Origin of the sequence: Streptomyces sp. BK208 (assembly GCF_004364245.1) — a bacterium.
GTDB lineage: Bacteria > Actinomycetota > Actinomycetes > Streptomycetales > Streptomycetaceae > Streptomyces.
Genome location: NZ_SOAV01000009.1, coordinates 276,646 through 295,111, shown reverse-complemented (window position 1 = coordinate 295,111; position 18,466 = coordinate 276,646). Strand labels below are relative to the sequence as shown.

Annotated in this window: 15 protein-coding genes; 6 read left to right on the top strand and 9 right to left on the bottom strand. The window is 75.6% G+C overall.

Features of this window, described 5'->3' with window-relative positions; genetic code table 11:
• The first annotated feature begins 225 nt into the window (after positions 1 to 225).
• Positions 226 to 2,310 (top strand): PhoX family protein, encoded by a 2,085-nt coding sequence (locus EV562_RS23365; protein ID WP_133888776.1) that lies wholly within the window; start codon positions 226 to 228, stop codon positions 2,308 to 2,310.
• 57 nt (positions 2,311 to 2,367) lie between these two features.
• On the opposite strand, the gene EV562_RS23360 is transcribed toward EV562_RS23365, so the two are convergent.
• Together EV562_RS23360 and EV562_RS23355 are read right to left on the bottom strand one after the other, a co-directional pair.
• Positions 2,368 to 3,288 (bottom strand): hypothetical protein, encoded by a 921-nt coding sequence (locus EV562_RS23360; RefSeq protein ID WP_133888775.1) that lies wholly within the window; start codon positions 3,286 to 3,288, stop codon positions 2,368 to 2,370.
• 72 nt (positions 3,289 to 3,360) lie between these two features.
• Positions 3,361 to 3,897, bottom strand: coding sequence for a hypothetical protein (locus EV562_RS23355; RefSeq protein WP_243860129.1), 537 nt, complete (start codon positions 3,895 to 3,897; stop codon positions 3,361 to 3,363).
• Between the two features lie 125 nt (positions 3,898 to 4,022).
• Between EV562_RS23355 and EV562_RS23350 the strand changes: the two genes are divergently transcribed.
• Together EV562_RS23350 and EV562_RS23345 are read left to right on the top strand one after the other, a co-directional pair.
• Positions 4,023 to 5,216 carry a PP2C family protein-serine/threonine phosphatase gene (locus EV562_RS23350; protein WP_133888774.1) on the top strand — a complete coding sequence of 398 codons (1,194 nt, stop codon included), beginning with the start codon at positions 4,023 to 4,025 and terminating at the stop codon, positions 5,214 to 5,216.
• A 156-nt stretch (positions 5,217 to 5,372) separates the two neighbouring features.
• The gene (locus EV562_RS23345; RefSeq protein ID WP_133888773.1) at positions 5,373 to 6,452 is read left to right on the top strand and encodes a hypothetical protein; all 1,080 of its coding nucleotides are present in this window, start codon (positions 5,373 to 5,375) and stop codon (positions 6,450 to 6,452) included.
• Positions 6,453 to 6,536: 84 nt separating this feature from the next.
• Here the strand turns inward: EV562_RS23345 and EV562_RS23340 are convergent, their stop codons facing one another.
• Entirely contained in the window at positions 6,537 to 6,728 is a 192-nt protein-coding gene (locus EV562_RS23340) for a hypothetical protein (RefSeq protein ID WP_133888772.1), read from the bottom strand.
• A 112-nt stretch (positions 6,729 to 6,840) separates the two neighbouring features.
• Here EV562_RS23340 and EV562_RS23335 point away from each other — a divergent pair, with 112 nt between their 5' ends.
• Complete coding sequence (locus EV562_RS23335) at positions 6,841 to 8,190, top strand: helix-turn-helix transcriptional regulator (RefSeq protein ID WP_133888771.1); 1,350 nt, start codon at positions 6,841 to 6,843, stop codon at positions 8,188 to 8,190.
• A 154-nt stretch (positions 8,191 to 8,344) separates the two neighbouring features.
• On the opposite strand, the gene EV562_RS23330 is transcribed toward EV562_RS23335, so the two are convergent.
• The 6 genes from EV562_RS23330 to EV562_RS23305 form a co-directional block, all read right to left on the bottom strand.
• Entirely contained in the window at positions 8,345 to 10,015 is a 1,671-nt protein-coding gene (locus EV562_RS23330; protein WP_133888770.1) for a glycoside hydrolase family 13 protein, read from the bottom strand.
• Positions 10,016 to 10,115: 100 nt separating this feature from the next.
• On the bottom strand, positions 10,116 to 11,096 hold the full coding sequence (locus EV562_RS23325; RefSeq protein WP_133888769.1) for a nucleoside hydrolase: 981 nt from the start codon (positions 11,094 to 11,096) through the stop codon (positions 10,116 to 10,118).
• A gap of 49 nt (positions 11,097 to 11,145) precedes the next feature.
• A complete protein-coding gene (thrS, locus tag EV562_RS23320) occupies positions 11,146 to 12,453 on the bottom strand; it encodes a threonine--tRNA ligase (protein ID WP_133888768.1) in 1,308 nt (435 codons plus the stop codon).
• A gap of 302 nt (positions 12,454 to 12,755) precedes the next feature.
• On the bottom strand, positions 12,756 to 13,127 hold the full coding sequence (locus EV562_RS23315; RefSeq protein WP_133888767.1) for a DUF6479 family protein: 372 nt from the start codon (positions 13,125 to 13,127) through the stop codon (positions 12,756 to 12,758).
• A 46-nt stretch (positions 13,128 to 13,173) separates the two neighbouring features.
• Positions 13,174 to 14,052, bottom strand: coding sequence for a serine hydrolase (locus EV562_RS23310; protein ID WP_133888766.1), 879 nt, complete (start codon positions 14,050 to 14,052; stop codon positions 13,174 to 13,176).
• Positions 14,053 to 14,716: 664 nt separating this feature from the next.
• Complete coding sequence (locus tag EV562_RS23305) at positions 14,717 to 15,649, bottom strand: LysR substrate-binding domain-containing protein (protein ID WP_243860128.1); 933 nt, start codon at positions 15,647 to 15,649, stop codon at positions 14,717 to 14,719.
• A 115-nt stretch (positions 15,650 to 15,764) separates the two neighbouring features.
• On the opposite strand from EV562_RS23305, the gene EV562_RS23300 reads away from it, so the two are divergent.
• Together EV562_RS23300 and EV562_RS23295 are read left to right on the top strand one after the other, a co-directional pair.
• On the top strand, positions 15,765 to 16,775 hold the full coding sequence (locus EV562_RS23300; protein ID WP_133888764.1) for a PHB depolymerase family esterase: 1,011 nt from the start codon (positions 15,765 to 15,767) through the stop codon (positions 16,773 to 16,775).
• 17 nt (positions 16,776 to 16,792) lie between these two features.
• Entirely contained in the window at positions 16,793 to 18,460 is a 1,668-nt protein-coding gene (locus EV562_RS23295) for a penicillin-binding transpeptidase domain-containing protein (protein WP_133888763.1), read from the top strand.
• The last annotated feature ends 6 nt before the right edge of the window (positions 18,461 to 18,466 follow it).

Below are 18,466 nucleotides of genomic sequence, written 5' to 3'. Positions count from 1 at the left end.
CGGACACGTAAGGTTAGCGGTCCCGGCTTGTGATCTTGTGCAGGGTCTGCCATGCGGGCCGCGACGCGTCAAGGCCGGATCGAGACGTCACCGTCGGTCCCCACAGATCCCTGCGGATTCCCCGGGTTCACCCGGCGTTCACCGCGACGCCCGGTCCCCGCACGTATGTGCGCCTACGGTCGCGCTGACACCAGGGCATACAGGGATTCCCAAGGGGAGAACACAGTGCGCAAGCTCCTGCCGTTGATCGGCACACCGTCCGGTTCGCACCCCGGCGGCCGGTCGGCGATGACCTGCCGTTTCCGGTGCGGTGACGCCTGTTTCCACGAGGTGCCGAACACCAGCGGCAACGAGTACGTCGGTGACGTCATCGCCGGTGCGCTCAGCCGCCGTTCCGTGATGCGTGCCGCCGCCGTCGTCACCGTCGCGGCGGCGGGTGCCGGGGCGGTGGGCGTGGCGGGGGCGCCGTCCGCGCAGGCCGCGCCCGCGGCCGGAAAGGGACACGGGAACGGCGAGCCGTCCGGGGATCAGGGAGCGCGCGGACTGCGGTTCACCCCCGTCGCTCCCAACACCGACGACACCGTGACCGTTCCGGAGGGGTACCGGCAGGACGTCGTCATCCGATGGGGTGAGCCCATTCTGCGCGGGGCGCCCGCCTTCGACCCGGAGAGGCAGAGCGCCCGGGCGCAGGCGGGGCAGTTCGGGTACAACAACGACTTCCTGGCGCTGCTGCCGCTGCGGGGCGAGCACGGCCGCCAGCTCCTCGTCGCGAACCACGAGTACACCGACGAGGTACTCATGTTCCGCGGCTACGACCCCGCGAACCCGACCCGCGAGCAGGTCGAGATCGCCTGGGCCGCGCACGGGCTGTCCGTCGTCGCCGTGGAGGAGGAGCGCGGGAGCGGCCGGCTGACGCCCGTCACGCGGCACCGGCTGAACCGGCGGGTCACCGCCACGACCGAGTTCCGGCTGACCGGGCCCGCCGCCGGGTCCGACCTGGTGAAGACCTCCGCCGACCGCACCGGCCGCAAGGTGCTCGGCACCCTCAACAACTGCTCCGGCGGCACCACCCCGTGGGGCACGACGCTGCACGGCGAGGAGAACTTCAACCAGTACTTCGCCAACGCCTCCAGCGCCACCGACAAGCGGTACGGGATCGGGACCGGAGCCACCGAGCGCAAGTGGGAGCGGTTCGACAAGCGGTTCGACGTGGCGCGGGAGCCGAACGAGGTGCACCGCTTCGGGTACGTCGTCGAACTCGACCCGTACGACCCGGACTCCACCCCGCGCAAGCACACGCTGCTCGGCCGGTTCAAGCACGAGGCGGCGACCGTACGCCTGACGCACGACGGGCGGCCGGTCGTCTACACCGGCGACGACGAGCGGTTCGACTACTTCTACAAGTTCGTCGGCAGCAAGCGGATGCGGCACGGGAACTCCCGCTGGGCCCGCGAGCACAACCTGTCGCTGCTCGACGAGGGCACCCTGTACGTCGCCAGGCTCGACGGCGACTCCCCGGCGATCGAGGTCGACGGGACGGGCACGCTGCCGCGCGACGGCGAGTTCGACGGCGGCGGCACCTGGCTCCCGCTGGTCACCGCCACGGAGCGCGGTGCCGTCTCGCACGTCGAGGGGATGAGCGCCGAAGAGGTGTGCGTGTTCACGCGGCTCGCCGGGGACAAGGTCGGCGCGACCAAGATGGACCGGCCCGAGGACATCGAGCCGTCGCCGACCACCGGCAAGGTGTACGTCGCCCTCACCAACAACACCAACCGCGGCAAGGCCGGTTACGCGGGCCCCGACGAGGCCAACCCGCGCAACGCCAACAAGCACGGTCACGTCCTGGAGCTGACCGAGCACCGCGGCCGGGCCGACGCCACCCGGTTCGGCTGGTCGCTGTTCCTCGTCGCCGGCGACCCGGAGGACCCGGCGACCTACTTCGCGGGCTTCCCCAAGGACCGGGTCAGCCCGATCTCGTGCCCGGACAACGTCGCCTTCGACGACCACGGCAACCTGTGGATCTCCACCGACGGCAACGCCCTCGGCACCCACGACGGGCTCTTCGGTGTGGCGACCAGGGGCGACCGGCGCGGCGAGCTGAAGCAGTTCCTGACCGTGCCGACCGGCGCGGAGACCTGCGGTCCGCTCGTCCAGGACCGGCGGGTCCTGGTCGCCGTGCAGCACCCCGGCGAGGTCGACGGCGCCTCCGTGGAGCGGCCGGCCAGCAACTGGCCCGACGGGCCGGGGAAGATCGTGCGCCCGGCGGTCGTGGCGGTGTGGCGCGCGGACGGCCGCGACATCGGCGTCTGAGCCGCCCCCCCCCGCCGGACGCCGCCCCGGCCGGCGACTCCCGCAACGACTCCGGGCTCAGAGCCCGGTGCGCGTCGGCCGGGGCGGTGACGGCTCGGCGGCCCGCGGCGCCCGGCTGCGGCGGTGCGGCCGGTGTCCGTAGCGGTCCGTGAGCCACGAGGCCAGGGCGACCGTGAGGCCGAGGGCGACCAGGAGCCAGGAGGCGGTGCGCAGGGTCTCGGTGAGGGCGTCGTAGACGGCGCCCGCGGCGGGACCGTCCACCGGGCCGGGGAGTCCGGCGACGGTCAGCCGGCGGCCGACCACGACGGTGAGCGCGAGCAGCGCCCCGCCGAGGGCGGTGCCGATCCCGGCGGCGGTGACGGCGCGGCGGCGGCGGGCGGCGAGGGCGATGCCGGTGAGCGCGAAGACGACGGCCGCCAGCGGCAGCCAGACGGCGGCGACGTCGAGCACGTGGTAGCCCTTCCTGAGCCGGTCCGTCTCGTGGGCCGGGAACACGGTGACCGCGGTGTGCCGGACCGGGATGCGCCGGGCGAACGGCACGTGGTCCTCGGCGAGCCGGTCCCGCACGCGTTCGGTGACGGGGGCCAGGTCGACGGTGACCGGGCGCCCGGCCGCCCCGTCGTCGCGCAGGGCGCGCAGGACGGCGGCGTGGACGGTGCGGTTGGCGGCGTCCCAGCCCTCGCGGAAGGCCTCGGTACGGGTGAACGAGCGGGCCGCGTCCCGCACGAAGAGCCGCACGCTGCCGCTCACGGGGCCGGCCGTGACCTCGTCGACGAGCCCGGTGAAGCCGTCGCCCAGCGTGTCGGCCACCGCCTCCCTGACGTCGGGATCGTCGGCGAGCGGCGCGACGGCCGCGACGTAGCGGTCGGTGTCGGCCGGCCCGTGCACCGCCCAGCCCGCCAGCGTGGCGCACGGCGCGAGCAGGCAGGCGAGGGCGAGCAGGACGGCCGACAGGACGCCCCGGAGGCGGGGGAGCACCCTTCGAGACAAACCCCCGCGGGCCCGCCGGGCGACCGGCGTGACTGCAAATGGCCCCCGGAGACGAGCCGGTCAGGTGGTGCGCGCCGCCCGGACCGCCGTCCGGGCGTCGTGGGCCCTCCCGGCCTCGCGGGCCTCCCAGGCCGCGCGGGTGTCCGCCGCGTCCCGGTGGGTGTAGTAGTGGTAGATCAGCGTGGCCGTCACCGCCGCCGCGAGCAGCAGCGAGGCGAGGACGCAGGTGAACATGGCGACGCCGCTGCCCGAGTACAGGAAGCCCAGCGCGCTGCCCGCGAACGCTCCCCACAGTGCCGCGTGGGCCTCGCGCGGCAGTCGTCGGGAGACGGCGCGGACCGCGAAGTAGAGGACGGCGAACGCGAGCACCGACAGGAAGCCGATCAGCAGGTTCCAGCCGGTGATGGGGCCGCCGTGGCGGCGGACGGACGCGACCCAGTAGCCGTAGACCAGCGCGGTCACGACGGGCATCGCCCACTTCATCAGCAGGTGGGTCCTCCTGCCGAAGACGTCGGGCGTCGTGCGCCCGGGGGTGCCCGGGTCCGGGCCGGTGCGGGTGCCGGTGGCCGTCGTGTGTGCGGGTGTCGCGTGAGCCATGGGCGCACTCCTCTCGCCTCGCCCCGTCTGCCCCCGTCTACCAGGGCACACCTGGGCGCCGGGACTGGCAAGTCCGGATGCGGGCCCGGCGGGGGCGTGTTTCGCTGTCCCGTGTGAGGGGACACGTGCGAGAGCCGGTGCGTGGCGGCCGGAAGGTGCTCGGCGGGCTGGCCTTCGCCGTCGGGCGGACCGCCGCCGAGTCCCGGCACGAACTGCTCAGCGTGCGCGGCCACAGCGTCGCCTGGATGGTCCCGTTCCTGATGCTCACGGCCATCGCGGTGGCCGACGTGGCCACGAACGTCTTCCAGATCGTGGCCTGGACCGTCCTGGTGCCCGGCGTCGCCGCCGCGCTCTGCGGGGTGCGCGGCACCGCCGTGTTCGCGGTGCTGTCCCTCGTCGTCTACATCCTCGCCGACAACGTCTGGAGACACCGGGACGAGACCGGGCTGCCCGGGCTGATGCTCGTCGTCATCGGCGGGCTCGTCGCCGTGGTGGCCGCCGCGTTCCGGGTCGCGGGCGAACAGCGCATGCTGCACATGCGGGACATCGCGGAGACCACGCAGCGCACGGTGCTGCGTCCGCTGCCGGCGGGCTTCGGCGGCCTGGACCACGCCGCCGTGTATCTCGCCGCGGACAGCGAGGCGCGGGTGGGCGGCGACTTCTACGACATCCAGCCGGGCCCGCACGGCACCCGCGTCCTCCTCGGCGACGTGCAGGGCAAGGGGCTCGGCGCGGTGGACGCGGCCGCGGCCCTGCTCGGCACCTTCCGCGAGGCCGCCTACCACGAGGCGGACCTCGCCGTGGTCGCCGGACACCTGGAGATCCGCATGCTCCGCCACCGGGCGCACACCGCGGCCCTCGGCGGGGCCGACGGGGACCGTTTCGCCACCGCCGTCCTGGTGGGTTTCCGCCTCGACCAGCCGGACGCCGTGGAGATCGTGAACTTCGGCCACGAGCCGCCGCTCGCGGTCGGGCCCGGCGGTGTCCGTCCGCTGCCGGTGACCGGCGGTCTGCCGCTGGGCATGAGCGAGCTCACGCCGGGTTCCGTCCTCCCGGTCGCCCGCGCCGCGCTCGCCGCGGACGAGACGCTGCTGCTGGTGACCGACGGGGTCACCGAGGCCCGCGATCCCGACGGGGCCTTCTACCCGCACGGCGAGGCCGTCGTCGCGGCCGTCGCGGGCGACCCGTCGGACACCTCGCCGCAGCGGCTGGTGAACGTCGTACGCGACGGCACGCTGCGGCACTGCCGGGGGCGGCTGGGGGACGACACCACGGTCTTCGCGGTGCGGCGGGCGGGGCGGCCGCCGGTGTGGCCGTAGGCGCCCTGGCCGCGGCACGCACGGGGCGGGGCACGGGGCGGGCAGCGCGTCGCGCGGGCGCCGGACGCCCGGAGGCACCGCCGCGCGGTCGCAACGGCTACGGTGCTGCCGTACGTGATCGACGCGGAACGACAGGGAACGACAGGGGGAGGGGACATGCCCGGGACCGTGCTGCTGCTCGCGGCGGCGCCCGTGGGCCGCGGGTGCCTGGTGGACGCCGCCTCGGTGCTCCCCGTGCTCGCGGCCGTGCCGCCCGCCGTGCTCTCCGGCACGGACACGGCGAACGTCGTCGAACTCGCCGACCCGCTGGAGCCGCAGGCCGTCCTGACCCGGCTGCGGGCCGCCGCGGCGGCCCCCGGACCGCTCACCGTCTACGTCGCCGGGCAGCTCCAGCTGGACCGGCGCCAGCGCCTGCCGCACCTGGCGCTGGCCCGCACGACCCCGGCGACCGTCCGCTACACCGCCCTGCCCTGGCACTGGATCCGCGAGGAGCTGCGGCTGCGGCCGAGCGGCGCGACGACGCTGCTGCTCGACCTGCACGCCGACCACGAGACCTGGCAGTGGCTGCGCGCCCACCCGCTCGACTGCGGGCGCAACAACGCCGTCTACGGCCGCGTCGCGCCGCCGCCCGCCCGGCGGACGGTGGCCGTACCGGCGTACATGCGGGGTGTCGCGACGATCCTGCGCAGCGGGCACCGGCCGCCGCCGGACGTGCTGCACCAGCAGGCACTGGCCCGGGCTGCCGCCGACGCCGCGGGCGGCGGCGCGGTGGCCTCGACGGACCTGGTGCTGACCGCGCCGGGGCCGGTGGCGGGCGACCCGCACGCCGTCATCGCCGCCGCGGTGCGCTTCGGGCGGCACGGGGACGCCGACGCGCTCGCCGCCCGGCACGAGCGGGCCGCGGCCCACGCGTACGGGCCCGCCTCGGAGGACGCGCTGCACTGGGCCGAGGTCCGGGCCGACCTGGCGATGTTCGCGGGGGACCCGGTGCGCAGCTGCCGGGCCTGGCTGGCGGTGGCCGAGACCCGGCTCGGTGCCGGGCAGCCCCCGCAGGCGCCCGCCGTGGAGGCGGCCGCCGACCGGGCCCACCATCAGTGGGGGCGGATCCGCGACGCGGTGCGGGCCCGCGAACTGGGCCCACCGCTGGCCGCGTTGCGCGGTCGTGTGCCGGGCAGCCGGGAGGGCGCGCTGGACCACGTCCAGCGTGAACTGAGCCGCCTGCAGACCCAGGGCTGAGCGCCGCGACTGCCGCCGCCGGTCCGCCCGGTGCCCCTGCCGGGGTGACCCCGGACGCCGGGCGAGGCGTCCGGGCAGGCCCCGCTAGCCGACCGCCGAGGCCGCGTCCCGGGCGGGCTGGGCGCCGTCGGGCTCCGGTACCGGCGCCGACGGCGAGGAGCGGGGTGCCGTGTCGGCGGGGACCGCGTTCGCGGCCAGCAGCAGGCAGGCCACGGCGGCGACGGCGGCGGCGAGGGCCCTGGCGTAACGTTCGGCGGTGCGGGTGCGTCCGGGCACGGTGTCCTCTGCGGAATCAGCGGGTGTGTCAAGCACGGTTAAGCGCACTTAATACGCGGTTTAACCTAGAGCCGTCCGAGTCGAACGGCAAGAGCCACAGGGGGAGTCGGCAGTGGGTGACCGTGACGACCGAAACGCCGTCGGACGCCGGGTGCAGCGACTGCGGGCCGAGCGCGGACTGACCCAGCGCCAGCTGGCGGAACCGGCCTACACGCCCGCCTACATCTCCACCCTGGAGGCCGGCCGCGTCCGCCCCTCCGACGACGCGCTGCGCCACCTCGCCGAGCGGCTCGGCGTCGGCTACGAGGAGCTGGCCACCGGACGCCCCGCCCACCTCGCCACCGACCTGCGCCTCAGGCTCACCGAGGCGCAGCGCACCCTCGCCACCGGGGGTGCCGAAGAGGCGGCCGGGCAGTACGCCGGGCTGCTCGCCGAGGCAGAGGAGCACGAACTGGCCGAGGAACGGGCCGCCGCGCTGCTCGGGCTCGGGGAGTGCGCCGTGGAGACGGGTGAACTGACCGACGGGCGTGAGTACTTCGAGCGTGCCGAGCAGTGCCTCGCCGAGGCCGGCGCTCCGTTGCCCGCCCGCGTGCCCGCCGTGCGCGGACGCGCCCTCGCGCACTACCTCGCCGGTGAACTGCGGTACGCCGTCTACCTCCTGGAGTCCACCCTCGACGAGCTGAACCGCGGCGGCCTGCACGACCCCGACGCGCTGCTGCTGCTCTACGCCAGCGCGATCGGCCCGTACATGGACATGGGCGCCCACGCACGCGCCGCCCAGGCCGCCGAACTCGCCCTCTCCCTCGCCCCCACCGCCGGTGACCCGGCGCTGGTGGCCCGCATGCACCGGTCCGTCGCCCGCACCCTGCTCGCCGAGGGCCGCCTCGCCGACGCCGACGCCTCGCTCGCCAAGGCGGCCGAGCTGTACCGCACGCTGCAACTGCGCACGGAGCTGGCCAACTGCCACTGGATGCGCGGCTACGTCCTCGCCCAGAACGGCGAACTCCCGCGCGCGGAGGAGGAGATGCGCGAGGCCCTCGGGATGCTGTCGGCCAGCCGGGCCGCCCTCTACAGCAGCCAGGTCGCCGTCGAACTGGCCGACGTGCTGCACCGGCGCGGCAAGTCGGCCGAGGCCGCCGAACTGCTGCACGGCGTCCTGGACGACCTCTCCTCCGAGCGCGGCGCGGTGCACTCCGCGGGCGCGCACCGGCTGCTCGGCATCATCGCCGAGGACGCCCGGGACACCGAGACCGCCGAGGAGCACTACGTCCGTGCGCTGAGCCTGCTGGAGCGGGCCGGCGCGGCCGGCGACCTGGCCGACCTGTGCCGGCTCCTCGGCGACCTGCTGCGCCGCACCGGGCGCGTGGAGGCGGCCCTGGACGCGTACCGCACCGGCCTCGGACACCGCACCGCGCCCGGCACGACCACCCTGGGCCCGGCACCCGCACAACCGCCCCTCTGACCCACCCGCGGCACCCCGGCACACCGGCACACCGGCACACGGGCACCCCGACGACCCGGGCCCGGCCCCGCCGCCCGGCCCGAGCCGGGCGGCCGGTACCCGCCCCGGCGGGACGCGCGAGCGGGTCGCCGCCGGGGCCGGTCTCACCGTCCCGTCACAGGCCCAGCCACACCGTCGTGTCGGGGCCCAGCCGCCCGTCCTCCAGCGGTGCGCTGCTCAGCAGGACCTCACCGGCCGGCAGGTCGACCGTCCGGCCGGAGAGGTTGGCGACGCAGCGCCAGCCGTCCGAGCGGTCGAACCGCAGGACACCGGCCGGCACATCGTCCGACCACGTCAGCGACTCACCGTCGAGCAGCTTGCGGCGCAGGCGCAGGGCCGTGCGGTACAGCTCCAGCGTCGAGCCCGCCACCCCGTCCTGGGCCTGGACGGCGTACCGGGCGAAGTGCGGCGGCTGCGGCAGCCACGCGCCGCCGGCGCCGAAGCCGTACGACGGACCGTCCGTCGTCCACGGCAGCGGCACCCGGCAGCCGTCGCGGCCCTTGCGGACGTGCCCGGTCTGTTCCCAGATCGGGTCCTGGAGGACCTCGGTGGGCAGGTCGGCCACCTCGGGCAGCCCCAGCTCCTCGCCCTGGTAGACGTACGCCGATCCGGGCAGCGCCAGCATCAGCAGCGTCGCCGCGCGGGCCCGGCGCAGCCCGGCCGCCGCGTCGACGGCGGGTGCGCTGCCGCCGGACAGCAGCCAGGCGTCGGGGTCCGTGTCCGGCGGCAGGACGAGACGGGTGGCGTGGCGGACGACGTCGTGGTTGGACAGCACCCAGGTCGCCGACGCCCCGGCGGCCCGCGCGTCGGCCAGCGACCCGGCGATGACCTCGCGCAGCTCGTCGGCGTCCCAGCCGGTCTGGAGGTACTCGAAGTTGAAGGCCTGGCCGAGTTCGTCCGGGCGGGCGTAGAGCACGCGCCGGGCGCCCGGGACCCAGGCCTCGGCGACGGCCGTGCGGGGCGGGGTGTAGGCGTCGAGGATCTTGCGCCAGTCCCGGTAGACCTCGTGGACGTCGTCCCGGTCGTAGAAGGGGTGGGTGCCCGGGGCGAACTCGGCGAGGGCCGCCTCGCCGCTCAGCTCGGGGGCGCCGAGGTCGCGCAGCGGCTCGGAGAGGTCCTTGACCAGCGCGTGCGCCACGTCGACGCGGAAGCCGTCGACGCCCCGGTCGCACCAGAACCGCAGGGTGGTGCGGAAGTCGGTGCGGACCTGCTCGTTCTCCCAGTTCAGGTCGGGCTGCTGGGCTGCGAAGAGGTGCAGGTACCACTGTCCGTCGGGCACCCGCTGCCAGGCGCTGCCGCCGAAGACGGACTGCCAGTCGGTGGGCGGCAGTTCCCCGTGCTCGCCGCGGCCGTCCCGGAAGACGTACCGGTCGCGGGCCGCGGAACCCGGCCCCGCCCGCAGGGCCTCGCGGAACCACGCGTGACGGTGCGAGGTGTGGTTGGGCACCAGGTCGACGATCACCTTGAGGCCCAGCCGGTGGGCCTCGGCGGTCATCGCGTCGAAGTCGTCCAGGGTGCCCAGGCGCGGGTCGACGTCGCGGTGGTCGTCGACGTCGTAGCCGCCGTCGGCCAGTTCGGAGGGGTAGAAGGGGCTGAGCCACAGGGCGTCCACGCCGAGGGCGGCCAGGTGGGTCAGGCGCTGGGTGATGCCGCGCAGGTCCCCGAGCCCGTCGCCGTCGGCGTCGGCGAAGCTGCGGGGGTAGACCTGGTAGATGACGGCCTGCCGCCACCAGTTGGGGTCCTGGGACGACAGGTCGGGGGTGCCGGCGGTGCTGCGTACGGTCACGCGGCCTCCTTCGCGGTGCGTGCGGGCGGCACGAGCTGATCTGTTACGTCTGTCCAGATCACCCGAAAAGCGAACCCGCGCGCCCGCGACGCGCCGGTGACTACGCCTCCGTGCGCTCGACCGCCCCGAGGTACAGCCGCACGTACCGGGCCACGTCCACGTCCAGCGCCACGTCCACCAGCGGCTGTTCGCGTGTGCCCTCGTGCAGTTCGGACTCGCCGGCGCGCAGCCGGCGGTCGACGAGCGTCTGGCCGCGTGCGGGGCCGGGGGCGAGGGACACCTCGACGGGCAGCCGCCGCGTGGTCAGGCCCTCAGGGTCGATCACCGCGCAGACCGCGCCCGCGTCGCCGAGTCCGCCGCCGGGGTCGGCGGCGTCGGTGGCCGGACCGCGGTGGGCGAGCAGCTCGCCGGCCAGGCGGGTGCCGGGTTCGGCGCTCGACCGCAGCCGCCGCACGTCCACGCCGGGCACGATCACCCGCTCGAACACGTCCAGGCCGTACATGGTGATCGGCACCCCGGCCGTGAGCAGGATCGCGGCGGCCTCCGGGTCGTGCCAGACGTTGAACTCGGCGACCGGCGTCGCGTTGCCGGTGGCCACCGCGCCGCCCATGAACACGATGCGCTCGATGTTGCCGGTGACCTCCGGGTGGGTGCGCAGCAGCAGCGCGATGTTGGTCAGCGGCGCGGTGGGGATCAGCGTGACCGGGCGCGGGGCGGCGAGGATCTCCCGGCGCAGCAGCGTCACCGCGTCCACGTCGGCGGGGGCGCGGGTGGGGGCGGGCAGACCGAGGTCGCCCATGCCGTCGGCGCCGTGCACGTGCCGGGCGGTGCGCACGCCCTCGATCAGCGGCCGCTCGGCACCCCGGGCGACCGGGACGTCCGGGGCGCCGGCGTGCTCCAGCACGGTCAGCGTGTTCCGTACGACCCCCGCCACGTCCGTGTTCCCGGCGACACAGGTGACCGCGCGCAGGTCCAGGCGCGGGTGGCGGACCGCCAGCAGCAGGGCCAGGGCGTCGTCGATGCCGGTGTCGCAGTCGATGATCACCGGAACGGGCTGCTGCTGGTCGGCGGGGGTCGTCACGGCGAGGCTCCTTACGGTGCGTGCGGGGCGCCGGTGACCCTACGCGGCCTCAGGCCGGTTCCCACAGCTCGGGGCCGCGTGCCCCGACCCGGTCGGCGATCCGGCGCAGCAGCTCGGTCCCGGACAGCCGGCCGGGGCGGCGGCCGTCCCGCAGGCGTACGTCGACCAGATCGTCCTCCCGGGCCTCCCGCCCGCCGATCACCGCCTGGTACGGCACCTTGCGCGCCGCCCGGACCCGGGCGCCGAGGCTGCCGCGCTCCGGGTCGGCGACCTCGGCGCGCAGCCCTCGCTCGACGGCCCGCCGGACGAGGGCGTGGGCCCTGTCCCGCTGCGCCTCGGCCACCGGCAGCACCACCAGCTGCACCGGGGCCAGCCACGCCGGGAACGCGCCGCCGTGCGCCTCGATCAGGTGGGCGACCACGCGTTCCACGCTGCCGATGACACTGCGGTGCACCATGACCGGCCGGTGCGCGGTGCCGTCGGGGCCGATGTGGCGCAGGCCGAAGCGTGCGGGCTGGTGGAAGTCGATCTGTACGGTCGACAGGGTCGACTCGCGGCCGGCCGGGTCCTCGATCTGCACGTCGATCTTGGGGCCGTAGAAGGCGGCCTCGCCCTCCGCCGCCTCGTACGGCAGTCCGTCCAGGGCCTCTTCGAGCAGTGCGGTGGACCGCCGCCACAGCTCCGGGTCGGCGACGTACTTGCCGCCGGGCCCCGGCAGGGACAGGCGGTAGCGGGCGGCCCGGATGCCGAGGTCGGCGTGGGCGCGGCGGATCAGCCCGAGGGCGGCGCGCGCTTCGCCGGCGGCCTGGTCCGGGGTGCAGAAGACGTGCGCGTCGTTGAGGTGGATGGCCCGTACCCGGGTCAGTCCGCCGAGTACGCCGGAGGGCTCGGAGCGGTACATCGCGCCCAGCTCGGCGATGCGCAGGGGAAGCTCGCGGTAGCTGCGGGCGCGGGAGCGGTAGACGAGGGCGTGGTGGGGGCACAGGCTCGGGCGCAGCACGACCTCCTCGGAGCCCAGCTCCATCGGCGGGAACATGTCGTCGCGGTAGTGCTCCCAGTGCCCCGAGATCTCGTACAGCTCGCGTTTGCCGAGGACGGGCGAGTAGACGTGCCGGTAACCGGCCCGGCGCTCCGCCTCGCGGACGTACTCCTCCAGGGTGTGGCGCACGACCGCGCCGTCGGGCAGCCAGTACGGCAGGCCCGCGCCGATGAGGGGGTCGGTGTCGAACAGCGCCAGTTCGCGGCCGAGGCGCCGGTGGTCGTGGGCGTGGGCGCGGTCGTCGGCGTGGTCACGGTCGTGGGCGTCGGCGTGGCCGGGGTGCCGGCCGGGCTCGGGGTGCCGGTCCTGGTGGGGCACGGTGGTCTCCTCGGAACGGTCCAGGACGAGCACCGCGCGACGAAGCCCCGGGGCACTCGCCCCGGGGCTTCGGACTTGGGTCAGCAGTCAGCGCGCCGGGGACGTTCCCGGCGTCGTCATCGAGGACGCACTGGCGCGCTTCATGGAGCGGACGCTAGCGGGGGGACGGGCGCGGACGCGAGCGGTTTTCCCGACCGCTCGGCCGTGCCGCGCGACCCTCGTCGGCGAAAGGGGGCCGGGACGGTGTGCCGGCCAGGGGCCGGGAGGGTGTCCCGGCCGCTGTGTCGTGCGGGACGGGCGGTTCAGACGTGCCCCGGCCCGCCGCTGCCGAAGGCCCCGCTGGACCCCGGCAGCCAGCGGCGCCGGTTCTGGTCCTCGCCGCGGCGGCTGCCCGAGTGGTGCAGCTCGTAGGGCATCAGCCGAGGGCTTCCGTCCTCGCTCAGTGGGATCTCGTCGGGTTCGCGCATCTCCCGCTCCTCGCGGACGGCGCCCGTGGCGGGGAGGTGCGGCTGTTCGTCGGCGCGGGGGCGGTCGGGTTCCCGGTCCATGACCCGCATGCCCGTGCGTACGGCCCAGATCAGCGCGCCGGCTACCACCAGCCCGATGATGAAGACCACCGCGACCCTGAGCCCGCCCGAGGGCGCGGCCAGCAGTACATACGTTGCCGTACTCATGTTCTGATTATGTACCCCCGAATGAGATAAAGCGCCCGATATGTCCCTACTGGGTCCGCAGGGCGTCCACCGCGATCCGGGCGGCGGTGCCGATCACCGCGTCCGCCGCCGGGAGCACGGCCGCGGTGTGGGCGGTGCGGGTGAAGACGGCCACGGCGTAGCGGCCGCCGTCGGGGTACTCGACGACGCCGACCTCGTTGCGCAGGGTCGGCAGGCTGCCGGTCTTGCCCGCGACGTGCACGTCGTCGAAGGGGAACCCCGAGGCCAGGCGGTGCGGCCACACCTGGAGCCCCATGATCCGGCGCATCGCGGCGCCGTACTCGGGCGGGCAGGCCTCGTCCCGCCACACCGCGCCGAGCAGGCGGGTCATGTCCCGGGGGGTGCTGCGGTTGGTGCGGGCCGGGTCCAGGGCCCGCAGCCGGGTGATGACACGCGGGTCGGTCAGCGCCCGGGCGCCGTCGGGCCCGGCGTCCTCGCGCATGGTGCCCAGCATCTCGCCGAAGCCGTGCACCGCCCGTGTCCTGGTGAGGCCGAGCCGCGCGGTGGTGCGGTTCACGGCGTCCAGACCGACCCGGCGCACCAGCAGGTCGGCGGCGGTGTTGTCGCTGACCGACATCATCAGGAAGGCGGCGTCGCGCAGCGACAGCCGGACCGGGTCGAGCATGGCCGCGAGCCCGGTCGGCCCCGGGGTGCGTCCGGCCGGCGGGCACTCGATCCGCTCCGTGAGGTCCAGCGCCCCGGCCGCCGCCAGCTCGTGCAGCGCCACCAGTACGCACAGCTTGTGGACGCTGGCCGTGCAGACCGGCTGATCGGCCCCGGCCCCGACCTGTGCCCCCGAGTCGATGTCCACGGCGTGCAGCCACCCGGTGACCCCGGCGTCGGTGAAGGCCGCGTTCAGCCGGGCGGCGGTGGAGGTGTCGGTCATGCCGTGACCTCCGACGCCGGGCGCAGGCCCACCGGCCGGCTCTCTGCGGCGGGGGGCGGGACGGTCCCGGGGGTGTCGGTGGCGGTCCAACGGTGTGCCTGGGGGCGGCCGGAGGCGGCGGCGGTCCGACGGGGCGTGGGTGGCCGCCCGGAGCCGGTGGCGGTCCAACGGCGTGCCTGCGGACGGCCGGAGGCGTTGGCGGTCGGCGGGCGGACGGTGGCGGTCGCGGGGAGCGCCCGGGGAGAACCGGAGGCGGTGGCAGCCGAACGGAGTGCGGGTGGACGGCCGGAGGCGTTGGCGGTCGGCGGGCGGACGGTGGCGGTCGCGGGGAGCGCCCGGGGAGAACCGGAGACGGTGGCAGCCGAACGGAGCGCGGGTGGACGGCCGGAGGCGTTGGCGGTCGGCGGGCGGACGGTGGCGGTCGCGGGGAGCGCCTGGGGAGAACCGGAGGCGGTGGCAGCCGAACGGAGTGCGGGTGGACGGCCGTAGGGCGTGGCGGCGGTGGTCGAACGGCGTGCCTGCGGGCAGCCGATGGCGGTGGCCGTCGGGTGGTGTGCGGGCGGGCAGCCGATGGCGGTGGCCGTCGGGTGGTGTGCGGGCGGGCAGCCGATGGCGGTGGCCGTCGGGCGGTGTGCGGGCGGGCAGCCGATGGCGGCGGTGTCGGTCACAGCCAGAACTCCGATGCCGGGCGGAGGTGCAGGGGCCGGGCGGGTGCCTCGGAGTGGGCGTCGGCCGTGGTGCGCAGGGCGTGGGTCGCCGCGTCCGCGAAGGCGCCCACGGCGGCGTCGCCGCGTCCCTTGGGCCAGGCCGCGGAGTGCCGCCAGACGGGCGGGGCCCCGGCCAGCGGGCGCCAGACCAGGTCCTGGTCGCCGGGGATCACGAGCCGGGTGTCGCGGGGACCGAGGGCGACGGCCCCGGACGACAGGACCAGGCCGCGGACGAAACTCGCCCCCTGGCCGTGCCGCACGGTGGCCGGCGTCCAGCCGCCCCGGGCACAGGAGGTGAGCAGGTCGTCGTAGACCGCGGGGGCGTCGGCGCGCGGGAAGAGGACCAGGTCGTAGCCGGCGAGGGCGGCGAGCGGCACCTCGTCCAGCTCCGTCTGCGGGGCACCCCGCGGCAGCAGGACGCCGAGGTCGCGGCGGAGCACCGGGCCCAGCTCCAGGCCGGTGACGTCGCAGGGGTGGTGGATGAGGCCGACGTCCAGCTCGTGGGCGGCGAAACCGGCGAGTTGCTGGGCGGTGGTCAGCTCGTGCAGCTCCAGGCGGAGCCCCGCGTGCCGGCGCCGGAAGTCCGCCAGCAGCGCGGCGACGGTCTCGCCGGAGATGTCGGGGGACAGCGCGGCGCGCAGCATGCCGCTCTCGCCGTCCCGGATGCGGCGGGCGGCACTGCGCAGGGACTCGGCGCGGGCCAGCAGCTCACGGGCCTCGGTGAGCAGCAGCGTGCCCGCCTCGGTGATCGTCACCTGACGGCTGGTGCGCTCGAAGAGCCGGACGCCCAGCTCCTTCTCCAGCCGCTGGATGCGCTGCGACAGGGGCGGCTGGGCCATGCCGAGCCGGGCCGCGGCACGCCCGAAGTGTGACTCTTCTGCAACAGCCACGAAGCACTCCAGGTGCCGCACCAGGTCCACGACCAGTAATCATATCGGGGATTGATCGAGCGGACATCCATATCGGTCTTGGACAGGGGCTCCGCCGGGTTGCTCTCCTCGGGCCATGCGCTCCCTCCGTGACCGATTCCGCCGGTGGCCCGGTGTGCTCGCCCTCTCCGTCGTCCTGCCGCTGTCCGGCTGCGCCGCCGACTCCGACCGTCCGGACGCGGCGCCGTCGCCGGGCGTCCCGTCCGCCCCGGCCGGCGGCGCCGGGACGGCCACCCCGGGGCCCGAGGTCCGCGGGCGGCTCCGTGTGGACGGCGACGTCCGCCGCTACCTCCTGCACCGGCCCGCCCCCGCCCCCGGTGCCGAAGGACCGCGGCCCCTCGTCGTCGCCTTCCACGGCCGTGGCGCCGACGCGGCCGAACTGCGCGCCAAGACCCGGCTGGAGCGAGCCGCCGCCGCGCGCGGCATGCTCGTCGCCTTCCCCGAGGGCCTCGGCCACGGCTGGGGCGCGGGCGCCCGGGCCACGAAGCAGCGCCCGGACCCCGGCCGGGACGTGCGGTTCACCGAGGCGCTGATCGCGCACCTGGTCCGCACCGAGCGGGCCGACCCCGCCCGGGTCTACGTCGCCGGGTTCTCCAACGGCGGCTCGATGGCCCTGCGGATGGCCGCCGAGCGCCCCGAGCTGCTCGCCGGCGCGGCCTCGGTCTCCGGGCAACTGCCCACCGGCGACGCCGCCGTGGAGCCCGCCGGGCCGGTCCCCGTCATGGTCGTCTACGGCGCCGACGACCCCGTCCGGCCCCTCGCCGGGCTGCCCTCCCCGCCGCCGGACCCCGGGGAACCGGTCCTGCCGACCCGGTCGGCCCGCGACACCGCGGCGGCCTTCGCGGCGGCCGGGAACGCGGGCGAACCGGTCACGCGGCAGGAGAGGGGCTACGACCGGACGGTGTGGCGGCTCGGGAGCGGCGCCCGGCACGGTGGCACCGTGCGCCTCCTCGTCGTCCACGGCGCCGGACACACCTGGCCGGGCTCGGCCGTCCCCCCGCCCGAGGGGTTCGGCCCCGTCAGCAAGGCCCTGGACGCGACCGACACGATCCTCGACTTCTTCACCGACCCCGGCCCCGGCCGCTGACCGACAAGGACTTCCCGATGTCCGACCTCTCCCACTCGCCCTACTCCGCCCGCTCCCCCCGCCCCGTCTCTCCCCGCGGTCGCGGGCCCCGCAACGGTGTGCGGGCCGTCGCCGCCGTGGCGCTCGTGCTCGCGATCGCCGCGGGCGGCTCGTACGCCGCCGGGGTCGGCCCCTTCGCACGCGGCGACGACGGACCCGACCCGGCCGCGTTGCGGCAGGCGCGTGCCTTCCTCGCCGACTGGGCCGCCGGGCGCCTGCCGAACGCCGCCGGCCGCACCACCGAGCCGGCGAAGGCGCAGGAGGTGCTGCGGAGCTTCACCGCCGGGCTCGACATCGAGAAACCGAAGCTGACGGCGGCGGCCGGCGCGGCGAAGGAGGACGAGGACGGCACCCTCGGCGTCCCGTTCACCGCCCGGATGCCGGTCACCGGCCTGGGCACCTGGACGTACGAGTCGCGGCTGCCGCTGCGCGAGCAGGAGGGCGGCGGCTGGAAGGTGGACTGGCGGCTGTCCCTGGTGCACCCGCGGCTGAGCGACACGCAGAAGTTCCGCCTCGAACGCGAGGAGAGCACCCCGCCGCAGGTCACGGACCGCCAGGGGGTCTCGCTCGTGGACGGCGCGTACCCGTCCCTGGCCCCGCTCCTGGGCCGGCTCGCCGGTGACGCGGGCGGCGGCGGTCCGCGCGGTGCGATCGAGCTGGTCGGCCGGGCCGACGGCGAGACGGTACGTACCGAGGCGTCCTTCGGGAAGAAGCCCGACCCGGCGACCGCGGACCGGCCCGCCCGCACCACCCTCGACGCGACCTGGCAGGCCGCCGCGGAGAAGGCCCTCGGGGAGGCCGGCGGGAAGAACGCCTCCCTCGTCGCCCTGCGCGTCGACGACGGCGAGGTCCTCGCCCTCGCCAACTCCCCCTCCACCGGCTTCAACCGCGCCGCCTCCGGCACCTACGCGCCCGGCTCCACCTGGAAGATCGTCACCAGCAGCGCCCTGCTGCTCAAGGACGCGGTCGCGCCCGACGACGTCGTGGACTGTCCCAAGTACCTGACGGTGGGCAAGGAGTTCCACAACGTCGAGACGTCGGAACACCCGGGCGCCACCTTCCGCAAGGACTTCACCGAGTCCTGCAACACCGCCTTCATCGGCCTGCGCGGCAAGCTCGACGACGGTGAGCTGGGCAAGGTCGCGCGCACCTACTTCGGGGTCGGACAGGAGTGGCACATCGGCATCCCGACGTACGACGGCTCGGTGCCGGATCCCAAGGACGAGACGGAGAAGGCGGCGTCGATGATCGGGCAGGGCCGCGTCCAGGCCAACCCGCTGATCATGGCGTCGGTGACGGCCACCGCGGTCTCCGGCGAGTTCCACCAGCCGTCCGTCACCGCGGGCCACGAGGACGGGACCCGCACCGAGCCGCTCCCCGGCAAGGTCGTCACGCAGCTGCGCGAGCTGATGCGGGCCACCGTCACCGACGGCACGGCACGCGTCCTGGCCGATCTGCCCGGCGAGGTCGGCGCCAAGACCGGTACCGCGGAGGTCTCCGACGACCAGGACAACAACGGCTGGCTCGTCGCCCACCGGGGCAACGTGGCCGTCGCCGTCGTGGTCGAGGAGGGCGTCACCGGCGGCGGTTCCGCGGGCCCGATCGTGCACAGCCTGCTGTCGGCCGTGCCGGAGGATCCGTCCTGACCCGCC

Bases quoted from the DNA above. Each gene is read 5' to 3' on its own strand.
- EV562_RS23355 (WP_243860129.1), bottom strand. From the start codon at position 3,897: ATGGCTCACGCGACACCCGCACACACGACGGCCACCGGCACCCGCACC.
- EV562_RS23345 (WP_133888773.1), top strand. From the start codon at position 5,373: ATGCCCGGGACCGTGCTGCTGCTCGCGGCGGCGCCCGTGGGCCGCGGG.
- EV562_RS23315 (WP_133888767.1), bottom strand. From the start codon at position 13,127: ATGAGTACGGCAACGTATGTACTGCTGGCCGCGCCCTCGGGCGGGCTC.
- EV562_RS23310 (WP_133888766.1), bottom strand. From the start codon at position 14,052: ATGACCGACACCTCCACCGCCGCCCGGCTGAACGCGGCCTTCACCGAC.
- EV562_RS23300 (WP_133888764.1), top strand. From the start codon at position 15,765: ATGCGCTCCCTCCGTGACCGATTCCGCCGGTGGCCCGGTGTGCTCGCC.
- EV562_RS23295 (WP_133888763.1), top strand. From the start codon at position 16,793: ATGTCCGACCTCTCCCACTCGCCCTACTCCGCCCGCTCCCCCCGCCCC.